Raw genomic sequence first — 18,917 nt, 5'->3', positions numbered from 1 at the left:
GGGAAGCCTTTTCAGAGAATGACCGATTTCAGCCTGCTGTTTCGGTGAGGATCGAATTTGTCGATTCTGCCGCGTGGTGGTCTGCTGGTCAACCGGATTGCCGAAGACAAGGAGCAGGAGTCGCTGATGCAGGCGGTGCCCGACATGCCATCGATCACATTGAACCCGCGGGAGCAATTCGACTTGCTGATGCGGCCACGGGGCGATGTCCCCGCTGGATGGTTTCATGGGTCGGGACGACTATCTGTCGGTGCTGGATCTGAAGCGCTTGGCGAATGGGTTGCCTTGGACGTTACCCGTCACCTTGGCCGTGGCGGGGGCAGAGGCGGATCGACTGGCTGAGGACTCGGATGTGGCGCTGCACTCTGCAGCGGGCGCCCTGCTCGGCGTGCTGCATTTACGGGAGTTGTACCCGGTGGACAAGGAGGCGGAAGCCGAGAAGGTGCTGCTGACCACCGACGAACGCCAGCCGGGGATGCAGTATCTGAAGGGGACCGGAAACTACTGTCTCGGCGGGCCAATCATCCTGCTGCAGCGCCCACCGAACAGCCCGTTCGCCAACTTCCTGCTGGACCCCCGGGAGACGCGGCTCCTGTTCAAATAGCGCGGCTGGCATACGGTGGTGGCTTTCCAGACACGCAATCCGATCCATCGGGCGCACGAATACATCTTGAAGTGTGCCCTGGAATCGGTCGATGGTCTGCTCGTTCATCCGCTCGTCGGCGAGACCAAAGCGGACGACATCCCGGCGGACGTCCGCATGCGTTGCTACGACGCACTGCTTCAGAACTACTTCCCGAAAACCCGGACGGTGATTTCGGTGTTCCCTGCGGCGATGCGCTACGCCGGACCGCGCGAAGCGGTCTTTCACGCCCTGGTCCGCAAGAACTACGACTGCACGCACCTCATCGTGGGACGCGATCACGCTGGGGTGGGCAGCTTCTACGGGCCGTTCGATGCTCATCTGATCTTCCGGGAATTCGAGCCGGAGGAAATCGGCATCCAGCCGATGTTCTTTGACAACACGTTCTTCTGTCGCGCCTGCCAGCAGATGGCTTCAGCCAAGACAAGCCCCCACGACTCCGAGCACCATCTGGCACTCAGCGGCACCCGGCTGCGGGAATTGCTGGCCAGGGGCGAATATCCGCCGTCCGAGTTGAGTCGCCCGGAAGTCGCTGCCATTCTCATCGAACACACGCGGGGGCGCGTCAATGGGTCCTAAACCGATCATCATCGGGCTGGACTGCGCCACACCCCGGCTGGTTTTCGGTGAGTTTGCGTCAGAGATGCCCCGGCTTGACGCCCTGGCCCGGCGCGGCCGGTACGGGCACCTGGAAAGCACCACTCCTCCGATCACTGTGCCCGCATGGACCGCCTTGGTGACCGGCAAGGATCCCGGCCAGTTGGGATGCTACGGATTTCGTAACCGCAGCACGCACGGGTATGATGACCTGTTTTTCGCCAACGCCTCAACAGTCAGGGAGCCAACGCTCTGGAACGTGCTCAGCCGCCTTCGCAAGCGCTGCATCATTTTAAATGTCCCTCAGACATACCCCCCAAGCCGCTCAACGGAATCATGGACGGCTGCTTTTTGACGCCTGACAAATCCGTTCCTTACACTTATCCCCCGGAAATAGCCGCCGAATTGGACGCCTTGGCCGACGGGGATTACATCATCGACGTGAGCGATTTCAGGACCGACGAAAAGGCCAGGTTGTTGGAACAAATTTATACCATGAGCCGGCGAGGCATCCAGGTGGTCCGCCATTGGCTGACCCACCGGGAGTGGGACTTCTTCATGTTCGTCGAGATGGGACCGGACCGGATCCACCACGGCTTCTGGCGCTACTGCGACCCAACCCACCGACTGTATGAGCCGGGCAACCACTTCCGGAACACGCTGCGCGACTACTACCGCTGGCTCGACGAGCGGATCGGTGAAGTTCTGGATTTGGCCGGCCCCGAGACCGCCGTTTTGGTGGTCAGTGACCATGGCGCCCCGGGGGATGCAGGGCGGCGTTTGCATTAATGAATGGCTGTGTCGCCAAGGCTATCTGGTGCTCAAAGAACCGCCTGCCACACCGATTTCTCTTAAAATGAACATGGTGGACTGGTCCCGGACGCGCGTTTGGGGCGAGGGCGGATACTACGCGCGTGTGTTTATCAATGTGCAAGGCCGGGAACCGCAAGGGGTGATTCCTCAGGCGGAATTCCCCGCATTTCGCGATCGCGTTCAGGCCGAGATCGAGGCGATCGGTGATGAACAGGGTCACCCCATCGGTACGGTCGTTTACCGCCCTGAGCTCATCGATCGAGAGTGCCGGAATATTCCGCCGGATCTGATTGTTTATTTCGGCAACCTATTGTAGCGGTCCGCGGGTGTGGTTGGGGGCGGCAATGTGCACATTTTCGAGAACGACGCCGGCCCTGACGACGCCAACCATGACCGGTTCGGAATTTATGTCTATCACGATCCCCGACGGCCGGCGGGCGGATAAACCGGCGACGCCAGCATCTACGCCATCACCCCGACGGTGCTGGATTACTCCCGCCTGCCGGTCCCTGATGACATGATCGGGCGGCCGTTGCAAGGATTGCGGATGCGGGTCGGGCCACCCCGAACGCGTCGACCATCCGGGAAGTTGGAGTAATTGAAAGAAGTCGGAAATGAAAGGTTTCACCATCTGGTTCACCGGCTTGCCCAGCGCCGGCAAGAGCACGCTGGCCCGCCTCATCGAGGGTTGCCTGCTCGAGCGGGGCCTGCCGGTGGAAGTATTGGACGGAGACGAAGTGAGAACCCACCTGGGCAAGGGATTGGGCTTCAGCAAGGAGGATCGGGACGAGAACATCCGACGGATCGGCTATGTCTGCCACCTCTGGTCGCGGCACGGCGTAGTGGCCATCGCCGCGGCGATTTCGCCCTATCGGGCGATCCGTGACGAGAACAGGGCCCGAATCGGTGATTTTGTCGAGGTGTTCGTCAAGTGCCCGCTGGATGTTCTTGTCACGCGAGATCCCAAGGGGAATTACAAACGGGCGCTGGCCGGGGAGTTGGAACACTTTACCGGCGTCTCCGATCCGTATGAAGAACCGGAACACCCCGAGGTGATCGTGGAAACCGACCGCGAATCGCCGGAACAATCTGCCGCCCGCATCCTCCAGACGCTGGAGATGATGCACCTGATTCCTGTGGCTGAGGCGGTCAGCTACACGCCCGAAGAAGAAGAGACAATCAAGAAACGACTCCGCGCCTTGGGGTATATCTGAGCGTAGCCGGCATTCATCCGCGAACTCGTGGCGTTCTCCCTTGGCAGAGAAATTTCGGAGGGGGCGGCTCGAATTCGTCTGCAGCAGGGTGAGCAATGCTGGTGGCTGCAAACGGTCCCACGGAAATGCGCAGGACGTGAACAGCCAACGGGCGATCAGGCAACTGGCTGAACCCCGGCGATCAATTGATCACGTTCGGTTGAAATCGTCTTCGTGTCGGGTGATATCGTCCTCGCCCAGGTAGTCGCCGGTCTGGACCTCGATGAACACCAGCGGCTCCGGGCCGGCGCTGGCCACCCGGTGGCGGGCTTGCCGTGGGATGCCGATGCTGCCACCGGGGACCAGCCGATGGTCCACGCCGTCTAGGCTCACCACGGCCTCGCCCTGCACGACCGTCCACTGTTCGCGGCGGTGCCGGTGCGACTGGAGACTGAGCCTCTTGCCGGCTGCCACCTCGATCCGTTTCACCTTAAAGCCCGGCCCTTCGTCCAGCACGATGAACCGGCCCCACGGCCGCACATCTTCGTTGAGTCCGCCACGGGTCATGTCTGCCTCGACTGCGTCATGGAGTTGTTGCACCGACGTGATTGAAAAATCATATTGAAATCAACTATTTCATTCTATATGATCTTTCACGGCAGATAAAGACTTTGCGGGGGGCTTACCAGCACTCTTCCCATGCCCAAAGAGCGGCGGGTCATCGAGTATATTGAGTGGACCACGATCCCTTACCGGACGCTACGGTTCTGGGTCATCGTCATCTTGGCGGTAGTGTTCGGCGTTGGCCTCTGGTTCATCAACAAGTACGGCATCGCCGTCGGCGGCAGGTCTACCGACGCCCAGCCGGAGGTGCTTGAGAAACGCGCCGCCCAATTCACGTATCTGGACGGCGATGTCAAAGTCAAACCTCTGGATTCGCTGGAGTGGGTCGCCGCCGACAAGGTGGAGCGTTTGTATCCCGGCGACCTTGTCCGGACGGGCGCCAACAGCAGCTGCCGGGTGGTCTTCTTCGACGGGACGATATACGAAGTCAAGTCCAATTCGCTTGTCTCGATTCTCGAGAGCTACGAAAACCCCTCCAATCTGACCCGCAGCGTCAACGTGGAGTTGGCCACCGGCGCACTGGATTTGTCCACTTACCAGAAGAACACGCCGCAATCCAAGACAAAAGTGGAAACAGCCAACACGGTTGCGGACGTCGGTTCCAACACGCGAGCCAGCGCAACGTACGACGATCGCCTCAAGGACACCGGGCTGAAGGTTTCACAGGGGCAAGCAGCCGTCACCTCAAAAGAGACCCGCGATTCCGTGGTGGTGCGCGGCAACGAGTCCGTTAACGTCCAGGACGGCGCGATGCAGAAGCGAGCGCTTCCGCCGGGGCCGGTTCTCCTGGCGCCTCTCACCTCGGAAATCTTTTCTGCAAAGGATCCCGAGCGGGTCAACATCCGGTTCCAGTGGCAGGTCGTGAACGCCACCTACAGCTATCGGGTGGCCATTTCCAACCATCCCCAGTTTTACCAGAAGCTTTTCGAGCGGGTGGTCACCGGCAAAGATTCGCTGACAGTCTCCGGATTGGCGTACGGCAACTACTACTGGCGGGTGACGGCGATCGACAGCAACAACGTAGAAGGTTACCCCAGCGCCACAAGCATGTTCGGTATCCGGCCGCAGAAGCTCAATCCCAGCGAATCCATCCGGTTTGATCTGACCGAAATCGTGGTGATCGGCAACATCCTGGAAGTCATCGGCCGCACCGATCCGGACAACCTCCTGACCATCAACGGCCGGATGGTCATCCTGGAGAAGGACGGCACGTTCAAGCACTTCACCGATCCCTTCGCCAAGGGGGCGGAGGCGCGATTGGAGATCGTGATCAAAGATTACAGCGGCGCGGTGCGCCGGATCAACAAAACGATCAAGATGGACTGATCCATGCGATCCGTCAACAAGCCAGCCGGTGAAATCTGTTTCGTCTACGAGCAGGAAGTGCCCGACCTGGGAGCCGGCGGCGATCTGCAGGGTCGAATGTCATTCGTTTCGCTGGAACGGTTGCGCAAGAACCTGCTCAAGGAAGATCCCTACTGCAAGCTGGTGTTCTTTCCGCTGAAACGGGGCAAGAATGTTTTTTACAAGGAGATCCGCACCATCTTTCCGCTGGCGGAATTCGTTTCGTACTCCACCGAACATCACCCGGACTACAACGCGATCTCGCGGGAGCTCAATTTTTCCCTGCACGTGTTTCTCCCCATCACGGCTTCCCTGGTGGAGTACATCTACAACCACAACTCGTCGCTGCTCCGGGAAATCGAGAAAAAACTGGCCTTGCAGCAGATCGACGACACCAAGATCATCACGCTGTTTCAGGAAGTCCTCGACATCCTCAATCTGAACCAGGACAAAGACACGATCTTCAAGGAATTTGCCCTGTTGATGTGCCGCATTCTGGATGCGGAGAACTTCCTGATCTACATTTACAACGAGGAGCGCAAACTCCTCGAATTGATCTACGCCATCCGGAACATCTTTGAGGAGAACAAACTGTTGGACTTCAAGTTCAACAACGTGATCCTTGAGGACATCTTCCAGAAGGGCGATCCCGTGCTCAATAACGCCTTCGATTATGAGATCGAATCGTACGGCAACCAGCCAACCTGCGTGATCCGGTCGGTGCTGGCATATCCGTTCAAGAGCCTGAACCACTCCAACGGCTTGTTTCTGGCGGTCAACAAGAAGAGCCCGGATGGTTTCACCGAATTCGACCGGCAGTACATGCAGATTCTCAGCCATCCGTTCAACCTGATCTATGATAGCCTGGTATATCATGAGCGTGTCCAGCGCCTGACCATCACCGACGATCTCACCAGCCTGTATAATTTCCGCTACCTGAGGCAGTTTTTGGGATTTGAGATCCAGCGCAGCCTCCGGTACGAGAAGAACCTGTCCATCCTGTTCATCGATATTGACAACTTCAAGAACGTCAACGATACTTATGGCCACCTCGTGGGCAGCGCCACGCTCTGCGAGGTCGGTCAGATTTTCGGGAAACAGGTGCGTGATTCGGATGTCATCGTCCGATACGGCGGTGACGAGTTCGTGATCATCCTGCCGGAAACTCCCCTCGAGGGCGCCCAGGTCATTGCCGAGCGCTTGCGCCAGCGGGTGGAACATTTCTTGTTCAGCGGCGGCCGGGACCTCAAGCTTCGGCTCACCGTCAGCATCGGCATTGCATCTTTCCCCGAACATTCCATGACGGCGGAAGGATTGCTCCAGAAGGCCGACGCGGCGATGTATGCGGCGAAAGAAGAATCGAAAAACAAAATCATGATAGCAGGTTGATCCTCTATGAACTGGCGTTCTCTATTCAGTGTCTTTTCCACCGACTTGGCGATCGACTTAGGTACGGCGAATACCGTGGTTTACGCCAAGAACAAGGGCATTGTGCTCAACGAGCCGTCCATTGTCGCCATCAACAAGCTGACCAACCGCATCGAAGCGGTGGGCCGCGAGGCCAAAGAGATGCTGGGCCGAACACCCGGCAACATCGTGGCCATCCGGCCCATGAAGGACGGGGTCATTGCCGACTTCGACACCACCGAGCAGATGCTCAAGTACTTCATCAAAAAAGCCCACAACCGAGAATATCTGATCAGCCCCCGCGTCGTAATCGGCGTGCCGTCGGAAATCACCCAGGTGGAGAAGCGGGCGGTGAAGGAATCCGCCCTCCGGGCCAAGGTGAGCGAGGTTTACCTGGTCGAGGAAGCGATGGCCGCCGCCATCGGCGCCGGGCTGCCGATCACCGAGCCGTCCGGGAATATGATTGTGGACATCGGCGGCGGCACCACTGACATCGCCGTCATCAGCCTGTCCGGCATCGTCTACAGCCGGACGGTCAAGGTGGCCGGGGATGAAATGGACGAGGCCATCATCCAGTACATCAAGCGCAAGCACAATCTTCTCATCGGCGAACGAACCGCCGAACAGATCAAGATCGAGATCGGCTCCGCCTTCCCCTTGGAAAAGGAACTGAACATGGAGATCAAGGGACGCAACCTGATCGACGGCATTCCCAAGAACCTGGTGATCACCGACTCGGAAATCCGCGAGGCGCTGTCGGACTGCAATACGACCATCATCAATGCCCTGCGCGTCGCCCTGGAGCGGACGCCGCCCGAACTGTCCGCTGACATCGTGGATCGGGGCATTGTCCTGACCGGCGGCGGCGCCCTCCTCAAGAACCTGGACAAGCGCATCATGGACGAAACCAAGCTCCCGGTGTTCATCGCGGAGAATCCGCTCTTCGGCGTGGCTCTCGGGGTCGGCAAGATGCTCAGCAACTTCGATCTGTTGCGGAAGGTGGCCATTTAGCGCTCCGGCTTGATCTGTCCGGCTCTGTTTGAGAGTTCATGATCCACCTGTTGAGGTCCCTGAAATCATATCAGCTCGTGTCCGCGCTGCTGGTCCTGAATCTGGTGGCGGTGTCACTCCAGTTCAAGACCAACCGCGGGGAGACGGTATTGAAGTCGATCTGTGCCAACCTGTTTTTACCGCTGGCCTCGACGGCTGGCGGCGCCATGGCGGCCTTGGGCGATTGGTTATCGGCGTTCCGCACCGTCAGGGAGCTCAAGGACGAAAACCTGGCGCTCAAGCGTCGGCTGGCTGAAGCCCGCATCCAGCAGCAGCTCATGGAAGAGCGGCTGGACCGGTCGGCCAGCCTGGAGCGCATGGTGCGGGTGCTGCCGGAATTCGGACAAGATGCCGTGCTGGCGATGGTCACCATGCGCGGCTTCCAGGTGTGGGACCGGACCCTCACCATCCGGGGCGGCTACCAGGACGGGGTCGTCCCGGATCTCCCGGTGCTGGACACGCGAGGCGTGGTGGGCCGGATCCAGCTTGCCGGACCCGCCCACAGCCAGGTTGCCCTGGTGACCAATGCCGGATTTGCCCTGGCCGGGATCATCCAGTCCCGGGGCATTCGCGGGATCATTCACGGTGCCGGGCGGTATCATCTGAAGTTCGACTATGTCCACATCGCCGCGCCCGTGAAGACCGGCGATTGGATCCACACTTCCGGTGACGATGGCATCTTCCCGCCCGGTCTGATCGTTGGACGGATCATCGAAGCAGACCAGTCGGGCCAATATTTCCAGGAGATCAAGGTCCAACCGGCGGTGGACGCAAGCCGCTGCCGATACGTGTTCGTGTTGAAGCGCACGGCTGGGGCGGCGCCATGAAAACTTGGGTGTTCCTCCTGTTGCTGATCGTGGCGACCGGCATGCAATATGTGCTGCCGCAGGTGTGGGCGCCTTTGCGTTTCATGGATTTCATCCTGATCCTGACCTTCCATGCCGCAACCCGCTCGACCCCCCTGCAGTCGGTATGGCGGGGTTGGCTGGCTGGCCTGGCTCACGATCTCACCTTGTCGCCATTCTATCCGCTGGGTATTCAGGCGACCACCAAGATGGCGGCCGGCTTCCTGTCCCGCCTCGCGTGCCGGCGCATCAATATGGACCACCCGGCCCTCCAGTCGCTGTTTGTCTTCGTGCTCGCCTGCGCCAACAACCTGGCTGTTGTGGGGCTTTTCATCATCTTCGGACAGACCTGTCCCGCCCAGTCGCCCATCCCGCTCCTGCTGGGAGCGGCCGCCACGGCGTGCGGGAACGTGGTCGTACGCATGCTGATCGTTCGGCCGCCCGCCGATCTGTTTGAGGTGGAGCAGCCATAATGTTCGGCCCGAGCGGCAGCCTCTTCCAAAAGCGCCTGATTCTGTTTGAACTGGCTCTGGGCGGTTTGCTGCTGGTTCTGTTCGGCCGGCTCTGGTATCTGCAAATCACACGGGCGGACTACTACCGGGAAAAGGCCGAGCAGAACCGCCTCCGGATCATCGAACTTCCCGCGCCCCGTGGCCTCATTCTGGACCGGCAGGGCCGGCTGCTGGTGGACAACTAGATCTCGTTTTCGCTGGTGCTCCGCCGGGAGTACATGAAGGATCGCCAGATACTGCTCCGTGTGCTGCGCGAGCGCTTCGGCCTGGACCCGGCGTTTGTGAACCGGAAGCTGGAAGAGTACCGGCGAGTGCCGACCGTGTTCCCCATCGTGCTTAAAAACCGGCTCAGCTTTGCCGAGATTGCGTTCGCCGAGGCTCACTTCGAGCGTTTTCCCGAACTGACTCTCGAGTGGGTACCCACCCGCCGCTACTTGCTGGGTTCCATGGCGTCGCATCTGAACGGCTACGTGGGCGAGGTCACTCCCGAGGAACTTAAACAGACGGCTTTCGCCAGCCGGAGGCCGGGCGACATCGTCGGCAAGACCGGTCTGGAACGATTCTACGACTCGATGTTGGGCGGCGATAAGGGGCAGCAAAAGGTGTTCATCAACAGCATCGGGCAAATCACACAGGTGGTGGAGCGGATTCCGTCGAGCAAGGGCCGCGACCTCAATTTATCCATCGACACGGAGTTGCAGCGCAGGGCCGAGGAACTGATGGAAGGGCAGAAAGGCGCGTTGGTGGCCATGGACGTCCGAACCGGCGAATTGTATTGTCTGGTCAGTAAACCGGAGTTCGATCCCAATCTGTTCGTCAACCAGTTGTCGCCGGCCCAGTGGCGACAACTGGTCGAAGACCCCGACAAGCCGCTGCAGAACAAGGTGATCCAGGGCGCCTTTGCCCCGGGCTCCATTTTCAAGATTTTGGTGGCAACGGCGGCCCTGGCTGAGGGCGTCATCACTGAAGACACCCAGTTCAGCTGCACCGGCGAGACCATGATGCTGGGCCGGCTGGTCCATTGCTGGAATGCGTCAGGCCACGGCGCGGTCAGCCTGTTGGACGCCATCGCCAACAGTTGCAACATCTATTTCTACAATGTCGGCATCCGTTTGGGCGTCGATCGGATTCATCACTGGGCGGTGCGCATGGGGTTGGGCGTGAAGAGCGGGGTTGACCTGCCCTCGGAACGGGCTGGTCTGATGCCCTCCAGCCAATGGAAGCAACGAGTCTTTGGTCAGAAATGGTATTCGGGTGAAACAATTTCGGTGGCCATCGGCCAGGGGGCGGTCTCCGTCACCCCCATCCAGGTGGCCCGGTTTATGTGCGCCGTCGCGCTCAACGCCGAGCCGCCGGTGCCCCGGCTCCGGTTGGAGCCGGACAACCGGTCCCGACCGGACCGGGAGTCGTTGCTGCCCGCTGCGCTGCACCACCGGATCGTTCAAGGCATGCAGATGGTGGTGGATTCCGGGACCGGCACTCGGGCGCGCCTGGAAGGCATTACCGTCGCCGGTAAAACCGGGACTGCTCAGCTGATCAACACTGAGACGGCCGAGCGGCTGAAGAACTACGAGACCCGGTTCAAGGAAAATTCCTGGTTCGCCTGTTTCGCACCGGTGGACGATCCCCGCATCGCTGTGGCCGTGATCATTGAGCACGGCGGCCACGGGGGGACGGTCGCCGCGCCCATCGCCGGTGAAGTGATGCGCAAGTACTTCGAACTCTACCCCCCGCCGGGAGCTGATCGATTGGTCGAGGCGCGCCGTGGGCAATAAAGATTGGCGGCAGTTCGACAAGATTTTGGTCGGGGCCTTCCTGATCCTCTGCCTGATTGGGAGTGTGGAGATCTACTACTCCACGCAGGTGGCGGGGGATTCGCCATACCTGGAGAAGCATCTGGTGCGCCTCGGATTGGGGATGCTGCTCTTCCTGGCGGTGCTGTGGGTGGACTACCGAATCGTCCTGAACCACGTTTGGATCCTGTACGCGCTGTCGGTGTTGGTACTGGCCGTAGTGCTCTTGATCGGCGCGGAGATCCACGGGTCCAAGAGCTGGTTACGGCTCGGCGGGGTGACCTTTCAGCCTTCGGAGCTGGTCAAACTGGTCATCATCCTGGCCTTGGCCAAATTTCTGGCGGACTATCCCGAGCGGTATCTGCGCCCGGTCACCCTGCTGGTCGCCGGGTTGATCGTGCTGGTGCCAACGGGCATGATCATCCTCCAGCGCGATCTCGGGACTGCCCTGACGATCATGCCGGTGTTCATCGTGTTGATCCTGCTGGCGGGAATTCGCAAGCGGGTGGTGGCACTGGCGGGTGTCATTCTGATCCTGCTCCTGGCCGGCTCGTGGTTCGTCCTCCGAGACTACCAGAAGGAGCGGATTCTTGTCCTTGCCGATCCGGGCCGCGACCCGAAGGGCACCGGATACCAGACCATTCAGTCGGTCATCGCCATCGGGTCCGGCGGATTCACCGGACGCGGGCTGGGCGAGGGCAGTCAGGGGGCGCTGGGTTTTCTGCCCGAGCGCCACACCGACTTTATCTATGCGGTGATCGGCGAGGAAACGGGTTTCCTGGGTGCCGTGCTGGTTCTGTTGCTGTATGGAGCGATCTTTCAGCGCGGCTTGGCGATCGCGATGGAAACCTCGGATCGGATGGCCATGTATGCAAGCGCGGGCATCGTCGCGCTCTACGCCGTGCACCTGGCCATCAACGTCGGCATGACCCTCGGCTTGATGCCGGTGATCGGAATCCCCCTGCCGCCGCTGAGCTGGGGCGGCTCGTCGGTGGTCACCGCGTTCATGGCCATGGGGCTGCTGATCAACTTCCGAATCCACCGATACACGGTTTGAGGCGGATTCCACCGGCCGGAGATCTCATCCAATGGTTTGGTTGAAAGCGGCGGAGCCACGGCGATGAATCTGTTGTATCCACCGACCCTGCTGCGGAACGTGCAGAAACCGGTCCGGTATCTCGGGCGCGAATTCAACGCGATCCGCCGGGATGCGGCCGCGGCGCGCAGCCGGGTGGCGCTGGTGTTTCCCGATACGTATGAAATCGGCATGTCGCACTGGGGTTCCCGGTTGCTGTACCACCGGCTGAACCGCGAAGACGGGGTGGCCGTGGAACGGTTCCACTGCCCGTGGCCGGATATGGAAGCGGAATTGCGCCGTCAGGGACTGCCTCTGCGGTCGTTGGATAGCGGCCTGACGCTGGGCGAGTGCGATGTGATCGGCTTCTCCCTGCTCTACGAGATGACCTTCACCAATGTGATCACCCTTCTCGACCTGGCCGGCATCCCGTTCCAGACGCGGGATCGGGACACGCAAGCACCGCTGATCATCGGTGGGGGCCCCGTGGCGTCCAATCCCGAGCCGATGGCCGACTGCTTTGACCTGTTCCTCATCGGTGAGGGGGAGGAGGCATTCGGTGAGATCATCCGCCTGGAGGCGGCGCTGCGTCCGCGGAAGCGGTCGCTCGCCCGGCGGTCTGACTGGCTGCGCGCTTTTGCCGAGATCCCGGGCGTATACGTGCCCGCTCTGTATGCCCTGCGGGCGGCGGGTCCCTGGCTGGTCGTGGATGCAGTGCAGGCCCGGCGGGACGGACTCCCGATGCCAGTCCGACGGCGCTGGCAGCCCGAGCTGGCCGACACGTCACTGCCGGTGGATCTTGTGGTACCCAACACCGAGATCATCCATGATCGGATTTCGGCCGAAATCAGCCGCGGCTGCCTTCAGGGATGCCGCTTCTGCCATGCCTCGTTCTTCTACCGGCCGCAGCGCGAGCGGGACGCGGCCGGTCTGGTGGCCTGGATCCAGGCGGCAGTGGCGCGGACCGGCTACGAAGAGGTCTCACTCGCTTCGCTGTCTTCGGCCGATTTCGGCGGCATCGAAATGCTGGCGGAAGTCTTGGCCGGCCGGCTGGCGGAAGATCGGGTCGCGCTTTCCTTCCCCTCGCTTCGAGTATCCGGACTCAGCGCCCGGCTGGCGGCGGCTGTTTCTGAGACGCGCAAGACCGGTTTCACGGTGGCGCCGGAGGCGGGCACCCAGGTCATGCGGGACCGCATCAACAAGAACCTAACCGAGGCCGAAATTCTCGAAGGAATCCTGGCGGCCTACCGCGCCGGCTGGGATCTGATCAAACTATATTTCATGATCGGTCTGCCGTTCGAGTCGGACGCAGACGTGGTCGGAATCGCCGAGCTGACCGACCGGATCGTGGCCGCGGTCCGCGCCGAGCCGGATTACCGCGGCCGCAGACGAAAATTTCAGGTCAATCTGAGCGTAGCGTCTTTCAACCCCAAGGCCCACACGCCGTTCCAGTGGGCAGGCATGGAAACCCCGGAGACGCTGACCCGCAAGGTGCGGATGCTGCGGCAGCACCTTCGCGCCCGCGAGGTGCGCCTGAAGTGGCACGATCCTCGACTCAGCCGGCTGGAGGCAATCTTGTCCCGCGGTGATCGCCGCCTGACCCCGGTCATCCTGGATGCCTGGCGGTCGGGCGCACGCTTCGATGGGTGGGACGAGTGTTTTCGGCCGGACCGATGGGACGCCGCGTTCGCGCGATGTCGGGTGGATCCGTCAGTTTATCTAGCCCCTGTGACACCCGGCCACGAGTTGCCGTGGGGGCACATCGACCTGGGTGCATCGGACGCCTTTCTTCGCCGGGAGTGGACGGCGGCGAGTGAATGTCGGAGCACGCCGGCATGCGGCGTGCGGCCGGCCGCGACGCCCGACAAGCCGGTGATCGCACATTGCCTGGCCTGCGGGGCGGGATGCGACATCCCGGCGATGCGTAAGCGTCGGGAGCGGAACGTGGCGGTGCTGGCCGAGATGAGTCGCCGGGCGGCGGAAATCGCTGCGTCGGCGACGGCCGGCGCCACGGAGGTTGCTGCCACCCAACGGTATCGCATCACCTTCACGAAACTGGGCCCGGCGGCCTGGCTTTCCCATCTGGATCTGGTCCGGACCATGCAGCGGATTCTGCGGCGGTCCGGCCTGCCCCTGAGCTACACCCAGGGCTTTCATCCCCGACCGCAGGTGAGTTTCGGGCCGGCGCTCGGTGTGGGGGTGGGCGGAGAGCGAGAACTCGCGGATGTGTGGCTGGGCGCGGCCTGCGGCGGCGAAACCGCTCTGGCGGCGCTGAATGCGGTCAGCATCGAAGGTGTCGCGTTCGTCGGGATGGAGGCGCTGCCGGAGGATGCGCCGTCGATCGATCGCTGGGCCGGGATCGCCCATTTCCGCATCGACGTGCCCGCGGCTGAGCTTGTCGATGGACCATCTGCCGTGACGAGTATGCGGGGAGGAGGGCCGGATGCGTTGCGGGCTCGAACCCGGCAGCTGCTGGCGCAGGAGTCGCTATCCGTATGCGACCGCCGACCGGGCAAGAAGGGCCGTGTGCGCGAAGTACGCCCGCTCCTGCTGGCAGCCGATGCGTCCGAATCGGGGCAGACCATCGAGCTGAGCTTTACCACCTACGTCGGTCCCGCCGGAGCGGTCCGACCCGAGGAATGGCTGGAACTTTGCCTGCCTGGGTATGCGGGGTCGTACACGGCTGTTCGAATCGGTCTGGAGCCACGCCCGCCTCAATCAGCTTCGCCGGTAAACGACTCGCCGCCCGACGATCGCTCACTCAACGCCTGAAGGAGCAGCTGGCGGGCCTGGTCCCAACTCACGGGAGGGTCGCTGCCGATCCAGCGGCGGTGTTGAGCGCGGGCCTGATGGTACAGCATGGACAAGCCATCCCGAACGGGCCAGCGCCGGGCGGTGCCATCGCTGAGAATGCGGGAGGCGGGGGACCCGTAATTCAAGTCGAAGACCGGCACGGGTGGATGTCCGCCCAACCCCACTTCGTCCAGTCCGACCATGGCGTCGTGCGGCAGAGTATTGATCACCGCCTGGACGGTCACAGCGTGGGATGCGTTCCACGGTTGGACAGCCGGGTAGTCCGTGAGCAGGCGCTCCAGGCGTTCCCGCCCTCGGTTCCAGACGAACGGTTTGATCCCCGCCAGCTCGAGCGCGTACATCACCGCCCGGGCCGATCCGCCCGCTCCCAGGACGAGTACAGGGCCGGCGGCCGGAAGGAATCCGGCCGCTCCGTCGCGGAAACCGGTCCAGTCGGTGTTGTCACCGTGCCAACCGCCAGCGCCGTGCGTCAAGGTGTTCACGGCGCGGATGCGTGTGGCCTCGACGCTGCAGGATACGCACAGGCTCCGTAAGTGTTCCTTGAGCGGGACGGTCACGCTCAGGCCGGTGATGTCCAGGTCGGGCAGGGCCGTCAGGAAATCATCCGGATCGGGTACGGGCAGGGGCACGTAAAGGTCGGGACTGTTCCGGAGTTCGAACATCCAGTTGTGCAAGCGGGGAGAGAGGGACCGTTCCACCGGATATCCCGCCACGCCATAGAGCCGGCTCCCGACGGTCACCCGCTGGGCGCGGTACACCTTGAGAAATTCTTCTGCGGTGAGCATGCCTGACACCAACGGTGTGCCGGCGGCCAGATAGAGCCGCCGAGTGCCCCAAGCCAGGGCCAGCAGGCGGCTGACGGGACCCAGGGGGCCGGAACAATACGCCGTCAGGAAGAAGACGCGCCGCCGGGCATCGGCCAGGAGCCGTTTGATGGCCACAATATCCTGCCATGTTCGAGCGGCGGTAATGATCTTGTATTCGCGGGCAGGTTCTGCCGTCATCCGGGTGAGAATATTGTCCAGATCCGGCGGAGTGGCCGACAAATTATGGTATGACATGATGAAACCGATGTCGGAATAGCGACGGGGCCAGTCGCGGAAATCACTGTCCCACTCGATGTCGATACAGTCATCCGGCCGGCAGGCGGTCAACGCGCGCTGCAGAGCGGCCGCCCGCTCGACCTCTGAGCCCGTAAACCGACCGCCGTCTTGCGGCCGGCGGCACGTGTAGACGGTGGGCAAGTCGCCGGCGGGCGGGAGTGCGGCGTCGGGATGCAGGTCCAGACGCAGTTCAAATGCCGAAAACGGGGCCGGTGGCCGTGCCCCACCGTCCGTTTTCAGGGAAGCTGAACCGCTGAGAGTTAGCTTGGTCATGGATTTGGCACACTGTCGAATTCGAGTTCCGCCACGCCGGGATCCTGGGTTTCGGCAGGATAGTGGATCACAGCCGCCGAGGAGTCAAGAAATTTGCGACAGCAGGGATTGGCAGAATCATGCGGTAAAAAAAGTGTTGACACGGGCTATCAAATTTCGTATAAAGATGGGTCAGCCAGCAAGTCGGAGGTTTCACAGATGCCCATTTACGAGTACGTGTGCACCGTGTGCAACCACCGTTTTGAGAAGATCCAGAAATTTTCGGATCCCCCGGTCACGGACTGTCCGGACTGCGGCCAGCGGGTGGAGCTTGCGCCTTCGGCCCCGGCCATCCAGTTCAAGGGGAGCGGTTGGTACATCACCGATTACGCCCACAAGTCCAGCCCCGCCAGCGGCGGCGACCGGAAGGAGACAACCGACAAGAAGTCTGATACCCCATCCACATCAAACACACCTGAAAAAACTGCCTAGCAGTCCCATCTAAATCGACCACCAACTTTTTGACCCTACCAACCACACGGAGCTCCCGGCCAAGGCCGGGAAGCTCCCAGCCCGCCTTTTGGATCCGCGACAGCCGCACGCAGACCTGCGGCAATTGACAAATCCCGCCGGCTGAGCTAAACAGAACAAGCGGTCGAACGCAGAGCCCCAACCGGCTGATGATGCGCCGCTGAAACCGAACGCTTGGGATTGCTTCTAAGCAGATGGGGTGTGATCACACCCCGGCCTGATTTTGGCAGCGGTCTGGAGGAGCCATTCATGTGGGAATACACCGACAAGGTCAAGGACCACTTTTTTAATCCGCGCAACGTGGGGGATCTTCCCGGCGCCGATGCAGTCGGCGAGGTGGGCTCCATCGCCTGTGGGGACGCTCTGCGGATCTATCTGAAGGTGGACGATCAAAAGCGTATCGTGGATGTCCGTTTCAAGACCTTCGGCTGCGGCTCGGCGATCGCGGCGGCGTCCGCCCTGACCGAGATGGTGAAGGGTAAAACCCTGGACGAAGCCATGCAGATCACCAATCAGCAGATCGCCGAATTCCTAGGCGGATTGCCGCCCGAGAAGATGCATTGCTCCGTCATGGGCCGAGAGGCGCTCGAAGCGGCAGTGGCCAACTACTACGGTCTGGAACGCAAGCACCTGGAGGAAGAAGACGAGGGACGCATCGTCTGCCACTGCTTCGGCGTGACCGAGGGGTTGATCCGCAAGGTGGTCCGCGAGAACAACTTGAGCTCCATCGAGGAAGTGACCAATTACTGCAAAGCCGGCGGCGGCTGCCAGAGCTGCCACATGGATATCGAGGAGATTATCCGCGATGTGCGCAAAGAGCGCTTGGAAACACCGGCGAAGCAGCCGGCCCGGGAACAGCGGAAGCTCACCAACGTGGAACGCATCCTCAGGATCAAAGAAATTCTGGAAGAGGAGATCCGGCCCTCGTTGCAGCAGGACGGCGGCGACATCGAGCTCGTGGACGTGGAGGGATCCAAAGTTCTCGTGGCCATGCGGGGCACCTGCGCGTCCTGCCCCAGCTCCGAGATGACCATTCGCTGGGCCGTGGAAGCCAAGCTGCGCGAGTTCGTCGCCGAGGACCTCCAGGTCGTGGAGGTCAAATCATGAACCGCGTCGTCTACCTCGACAACAACGCCACGACGCGCGTGGCCGACGAAGTGGTCGAGGCGATGTTGCCGTTTTTCAGTGAACTCTACGGCAACCCGTCGAGCATGCACGCCTTTGGGGGCCAGGTGGCCCGCCACGTCGCCCGGGCCCGCGAACAGGTGGCCGCCATCCTCGGCGCCGATCCAACTGAAATCCTGTTTGTCAGCTGCGGCTCCGAAAGCGACAACATGGCCGTCCGCGGCGTGCTCGAGGCCAGTCCGGACAAACGCCATGTCGTCAGCACCCGCGTGGAACACCCCGCAGTGCTCAGCCTCTGCAACCACCTGCGGAAACGCGGGTACGAGGTGACGCTCCTCGGTGTGGACGGCGAAGGCCGGCTTGACCTCACCGAGCTGCGCAATGCGCTGCGTCCCGACACCGCCGTGGTGTCGGTGATGTATGCCAACAACGAGACGGGCGTCGTGTTCCCCGTCGAGGAGGTTGGGCAGATCGTCAAGGCCCACGGGGCGGCGTTTCATGTGGATGCCGTCCAAGCGGTTGGTAAAATACCGCTGGACATGTCGCGGAGCACCATCGACCTGCTCAGCTTGTCGGGCCACAAGCTCCATGCTCCGAAGGGCGTGGGCGTACTCTACATACGGAAGGGCGTCCGGCTGGTCCCGCTCATCATCGGCGGGCACCAGGAACGGAACCGCCGCGGCGGCACCGAGAACGTCGCCTCCATCGTCGGTTTGGGGCGCGCCTGCGAGCTGGCCCAGGCGGCGCTGGGGGAGGAAAACGAGCGGGTCTGCCACCTCCGGGACAAGCTCGAAAACGGGATCCTTTGTTCCATCCCCAACGTGCGGGTCAACGGCAACCGGGAGCACCGGCTGCCCAACACCACCAGCATCAGTTTCGAATACATCGAAGGGGAGGCCATTTTGCTCCTGCTGGACCAGTTGGGCATATGCGCTTCGTCCGGTTCGGCCTGTACGTCTGGTTCGCTGGAACCGTCTCATGTCCTGCGGGCGATGGGGGTGCCGTTCACGGCGGCCCATGGTTCGATCCGGTTCAGTCTGAGCCGGTACAATACGGAAGCAGAGATCGACTACGTACTGGAGCACCTGCCGCCGCTCATCGAGCGCTTGCGCAACATCTCACCTTTTTGGAAAGACTACCGGGAGCAACTGGCCAGGCAGTCTTGAACCGTGCGAGCCCCCGTCGCTCATCCCCTG

18 protein-coding genes and 1 pseudogene are annotated in these 18,917 nt (G+C 61.6%); 17 read left to right on the top strand and 2 right to left on the bottom strand.

Going from position 1 to position 18,917, the window contains the following annotated elements; genetic code table 11:
- The first annotated feature begins 126 nt into the window (after positions 1-126).
- From sat to cysC, 5 genes and pseudogenes are all read left to right on the top strand, one after another.
- A pseudogene (gene sat / locus GX414_01850) lies at positions 127-1,222 on the top strand (sulfate adenylyltransferase).
- The gene (locus GX414_01845; GenBank protein ID NLI45830.1) at positions 1,212-1,595 is read left to right on the top strand and encodes a hypothetical protein; all 384 of its coding nucleotides are present in this window, start codon (positions 1,212-1,214) and stop codon (positions 1,593-1,595) included. Before sat ends, GX414_01845 begins: the two are co-directional and overlap by 11 nt.
- A complete protein-coding gene (locus GX414_01840; GenBank protein NLI45829.1) occupies positions 1,592-2,029 on the top strand; it encodes a hypothetical protein in 438 nt (145 codons plus the stop codon). The genes GX414_01845 and GX414_01840 overlap by 4 nt, the downstream gene beginning before the upstream one ends.
- Positions 2,007-2,369 carry a hypothetical protein gene (locus GX414_01835; protein ID NLI45828.1) on the top strand — a complete coding sequence of 121 codons (363 nt, stop codon included), beginning with the start codon at positions 2,007-2,009 and terminating at the stop codon, positions 2,367-2,369. Before GX414_01840 ends, GX414_01835 begins: the two co-directional genes overlap by 23 nt.
- Before the next feature lie 298 nt (positions 2,370-2,667).
- Positions 2,668-3,267, top strand: coding sequence for an adenylyl-sulfate kinase (gene cysC, locus GX414_01830; GenBank protein ID NLI45827.1), 600 nt, complete (start codon positions 2,668-2,670; stop codon positions 3,265-3,267).
- A gap of 189 nt (positions 3,268-3,456) precedes the next feature.
- On the opposite strand, the gene GX414_01825 is transcribed toward cysC, so the two are convergent.
- Complete coding sequence (locus tag GX414_01825) at positions 3,457-3,813, bottom strand: cupin domain-containing protein (GenBank protein ID NLI45826.1); 357 nt, start codon at positions 3,811-3,813, stop codon at positions 3,457-3,459.
- A gap of 132 nt (positions 3,814-3,945) precedes the next feature.
- Here GX414_01825 and GX414_01820 point away from each other — a divergent pair, with 132 nt between their 5' ends.
- The 9 genes from GX414_01820 (at position 3,946) to GX414_01780 (ending at position 14,668) form a co-directional block, all read left to right on the top strand.
- Positions 3,946-5,196: a FecR domain-containing protein gene (locus tag GX414_01820; protein ID NLI45825.1), complete on the top strand. Its 1,251-nt coding sequence runs from the start codon at positions 3,946-3,948 to the stop codon at positions 5,194-5,196.
- Positions 5,197-5,199: 3 nt separating this feature from the next.
- Positions 5,200-6,603 carry a sensor domain-containing diguanylate cyclase gene (locus GX414_01815; protein ID NLI45824.1) on the top strand — a complete coding sequence of 468 codons (1,404 nt, stop codon included), beginning with the start codon at positions 5,200-5,202 and terminating at the stop codon, positions 6,601-6,603.
- Positions 6,604-6,609: 6 nt separating this feature from the next.
- Positions 6,610-7,632 carry a rod shape-determining protein gene (locus GX414_01810; GenBank protein NLI45823.1) on the top strand — a complete coding sequence of 341 codons (1,023 nt, stop codon included), beginning with the start codon at positions 6,610-6,612 and terminating at the stop codon, positions 7,630-7,632.
- Positions 7,633-7,670: 38 nt separating this feature from the next.
- Complete coding sequence (gene mreC / locus GX414_01805; GenBank protein ID NLI45822.1) at positions 7,671-8,498, top strand: rod shape-determining protein MreC; 828 nt, start codon at positions 7,671-7,673, stop codon at positions 8,496-8,498.
- Positions 8,495-8,989 (top strand): rod shape-determining protein MreD, encoded by a 495-nt coding sequence (gene mreD, locus GX414_01800; protein ID NLI45821.1) that lies wholly within the window; start codon positions 8,495-8,497, stop codon positions 8,987-8,989. The genes mreC and mreD overlap by 4 nt, the downstream gene beginning before the upstream one ends.
- Complete coding sequence (locus tag GX414_01795) at positions 8,989-9,213, top strand: hypothetical protein (GenBank protein NLI45820.1); 225 nt, start codon at positions 8,989-8,991, stop codon at positions 9,211-9,213. The genes mreD and GX414_01795 overlap by 1 nt, the downstream gene beginning before the upstream one ends.
- A gap of 33 nt (positions 9,214-9,246) precedes the next feature.
- Positions 9,247-10,803 (top strand): penicillin-binding protein 2, encoded by a 1,557-nt coding sequence (gene mrdA / locus GX414_01790; GenBank protein NLI45819.1) that lies wholly within the window; start codon positions 9,247-9,249, stop codon positions 10,801-10,803.
- Entirely contained in the window at positions 10,793-11,878 is a 1,086-nt protein-coding gene (rodA, locus tag GX414_01785; GenBank protein ID NLI45818.1) for a rod shape-determining protein RodA, read from the top strand. The genes mrdA and rodA overlap by 11 nt, the downstream gene beginning before the upstream one ends.
- A gap of 63 nt (positions 11,879-11,941) precedes the next feature.
- Positions 11,942-14,668: a TIGR03960 family B12-binding radical SAM protein gene (locus tag GX414_01780; GenBank protein ID NLI45817.1), complete on the top strand. Its 2,727-nt coding sequence runs from the start codon at positions 11,942-11,944 to the stop codon at positions 14,666-14,668.
- Here GX414_01780 and GX414_01775 read toward each other — a convergent pair.
- Entirely contained in the window at positions 14,611-16,086 is a 1,476-nt protein-coding gene (locus GX414_01775; GenBank protein NLI45816.1) for a type I 3-dehydroquinate dehydratase, read from the bottom strand. The genes GX414_01780 and GX414_01775 overlap by 58 nt on opposite strands.
- Before the next feature lie 198 nt (positions 16,087-16,284).
- Between GX414_01775 and GX414_01770 the strand changes: the two genes are divergently transcribed.
- The 3 genes from GX414_01770 (at position 16,285) to nifS (ending at position 18,887) form a co-directional block, all read left to right on the top strand.
- Positions 16,285-16,557 (top strand): zinc ribbon domain-containing protein, encoded by a 273-nt coding sequence (locus tag GX414_01770; GenBank protein ID NLI45815.1) that lies wholly within the window; start codon positions 16,285-16,287, stop codon positions 16,555-16,557.
- Positions 16,558-16,845: 288 nt separating this feature from the next.
- On the top strand, positions 16,846-17,703 hold the full coding sequence (gene nifU, locus GX414_01765) for a Fe-S cluster assembly protein NifU (GenBank protein NLI45814.1): 858 nt from the start codon (positions 16,846-16,848) through the stop codon (positions 17,701-17,703).
- Entirely contained in the window at positions 17,700-18,887 is a 1,188-nt protein-coding gene (nifS, locus tag GX414_01760; protein ID NLI45813.1) for a cysteine desulfurase NifS, read from the top strand. Before nifU ends, nifS begins: the two co-directional genes overlap by 4 nt.
- Positions 18,888-18,917 lie beyond the last annotated feature (30 nt).

Source organism: Acidobacteriota bacterium, assembly GCA_012517875.1.
Classification (GTDB): domain Bacteria; phylum Acidobacteriota; class JAAYUB01; order JAAYUB01; family JAAYUB01; genus JAAYUB01.
The sequence above is the reverse complement of the archived record's forward strand: the minus strand, read 5'-3'. Positions and strand labels throughout refer to the sequence as shown.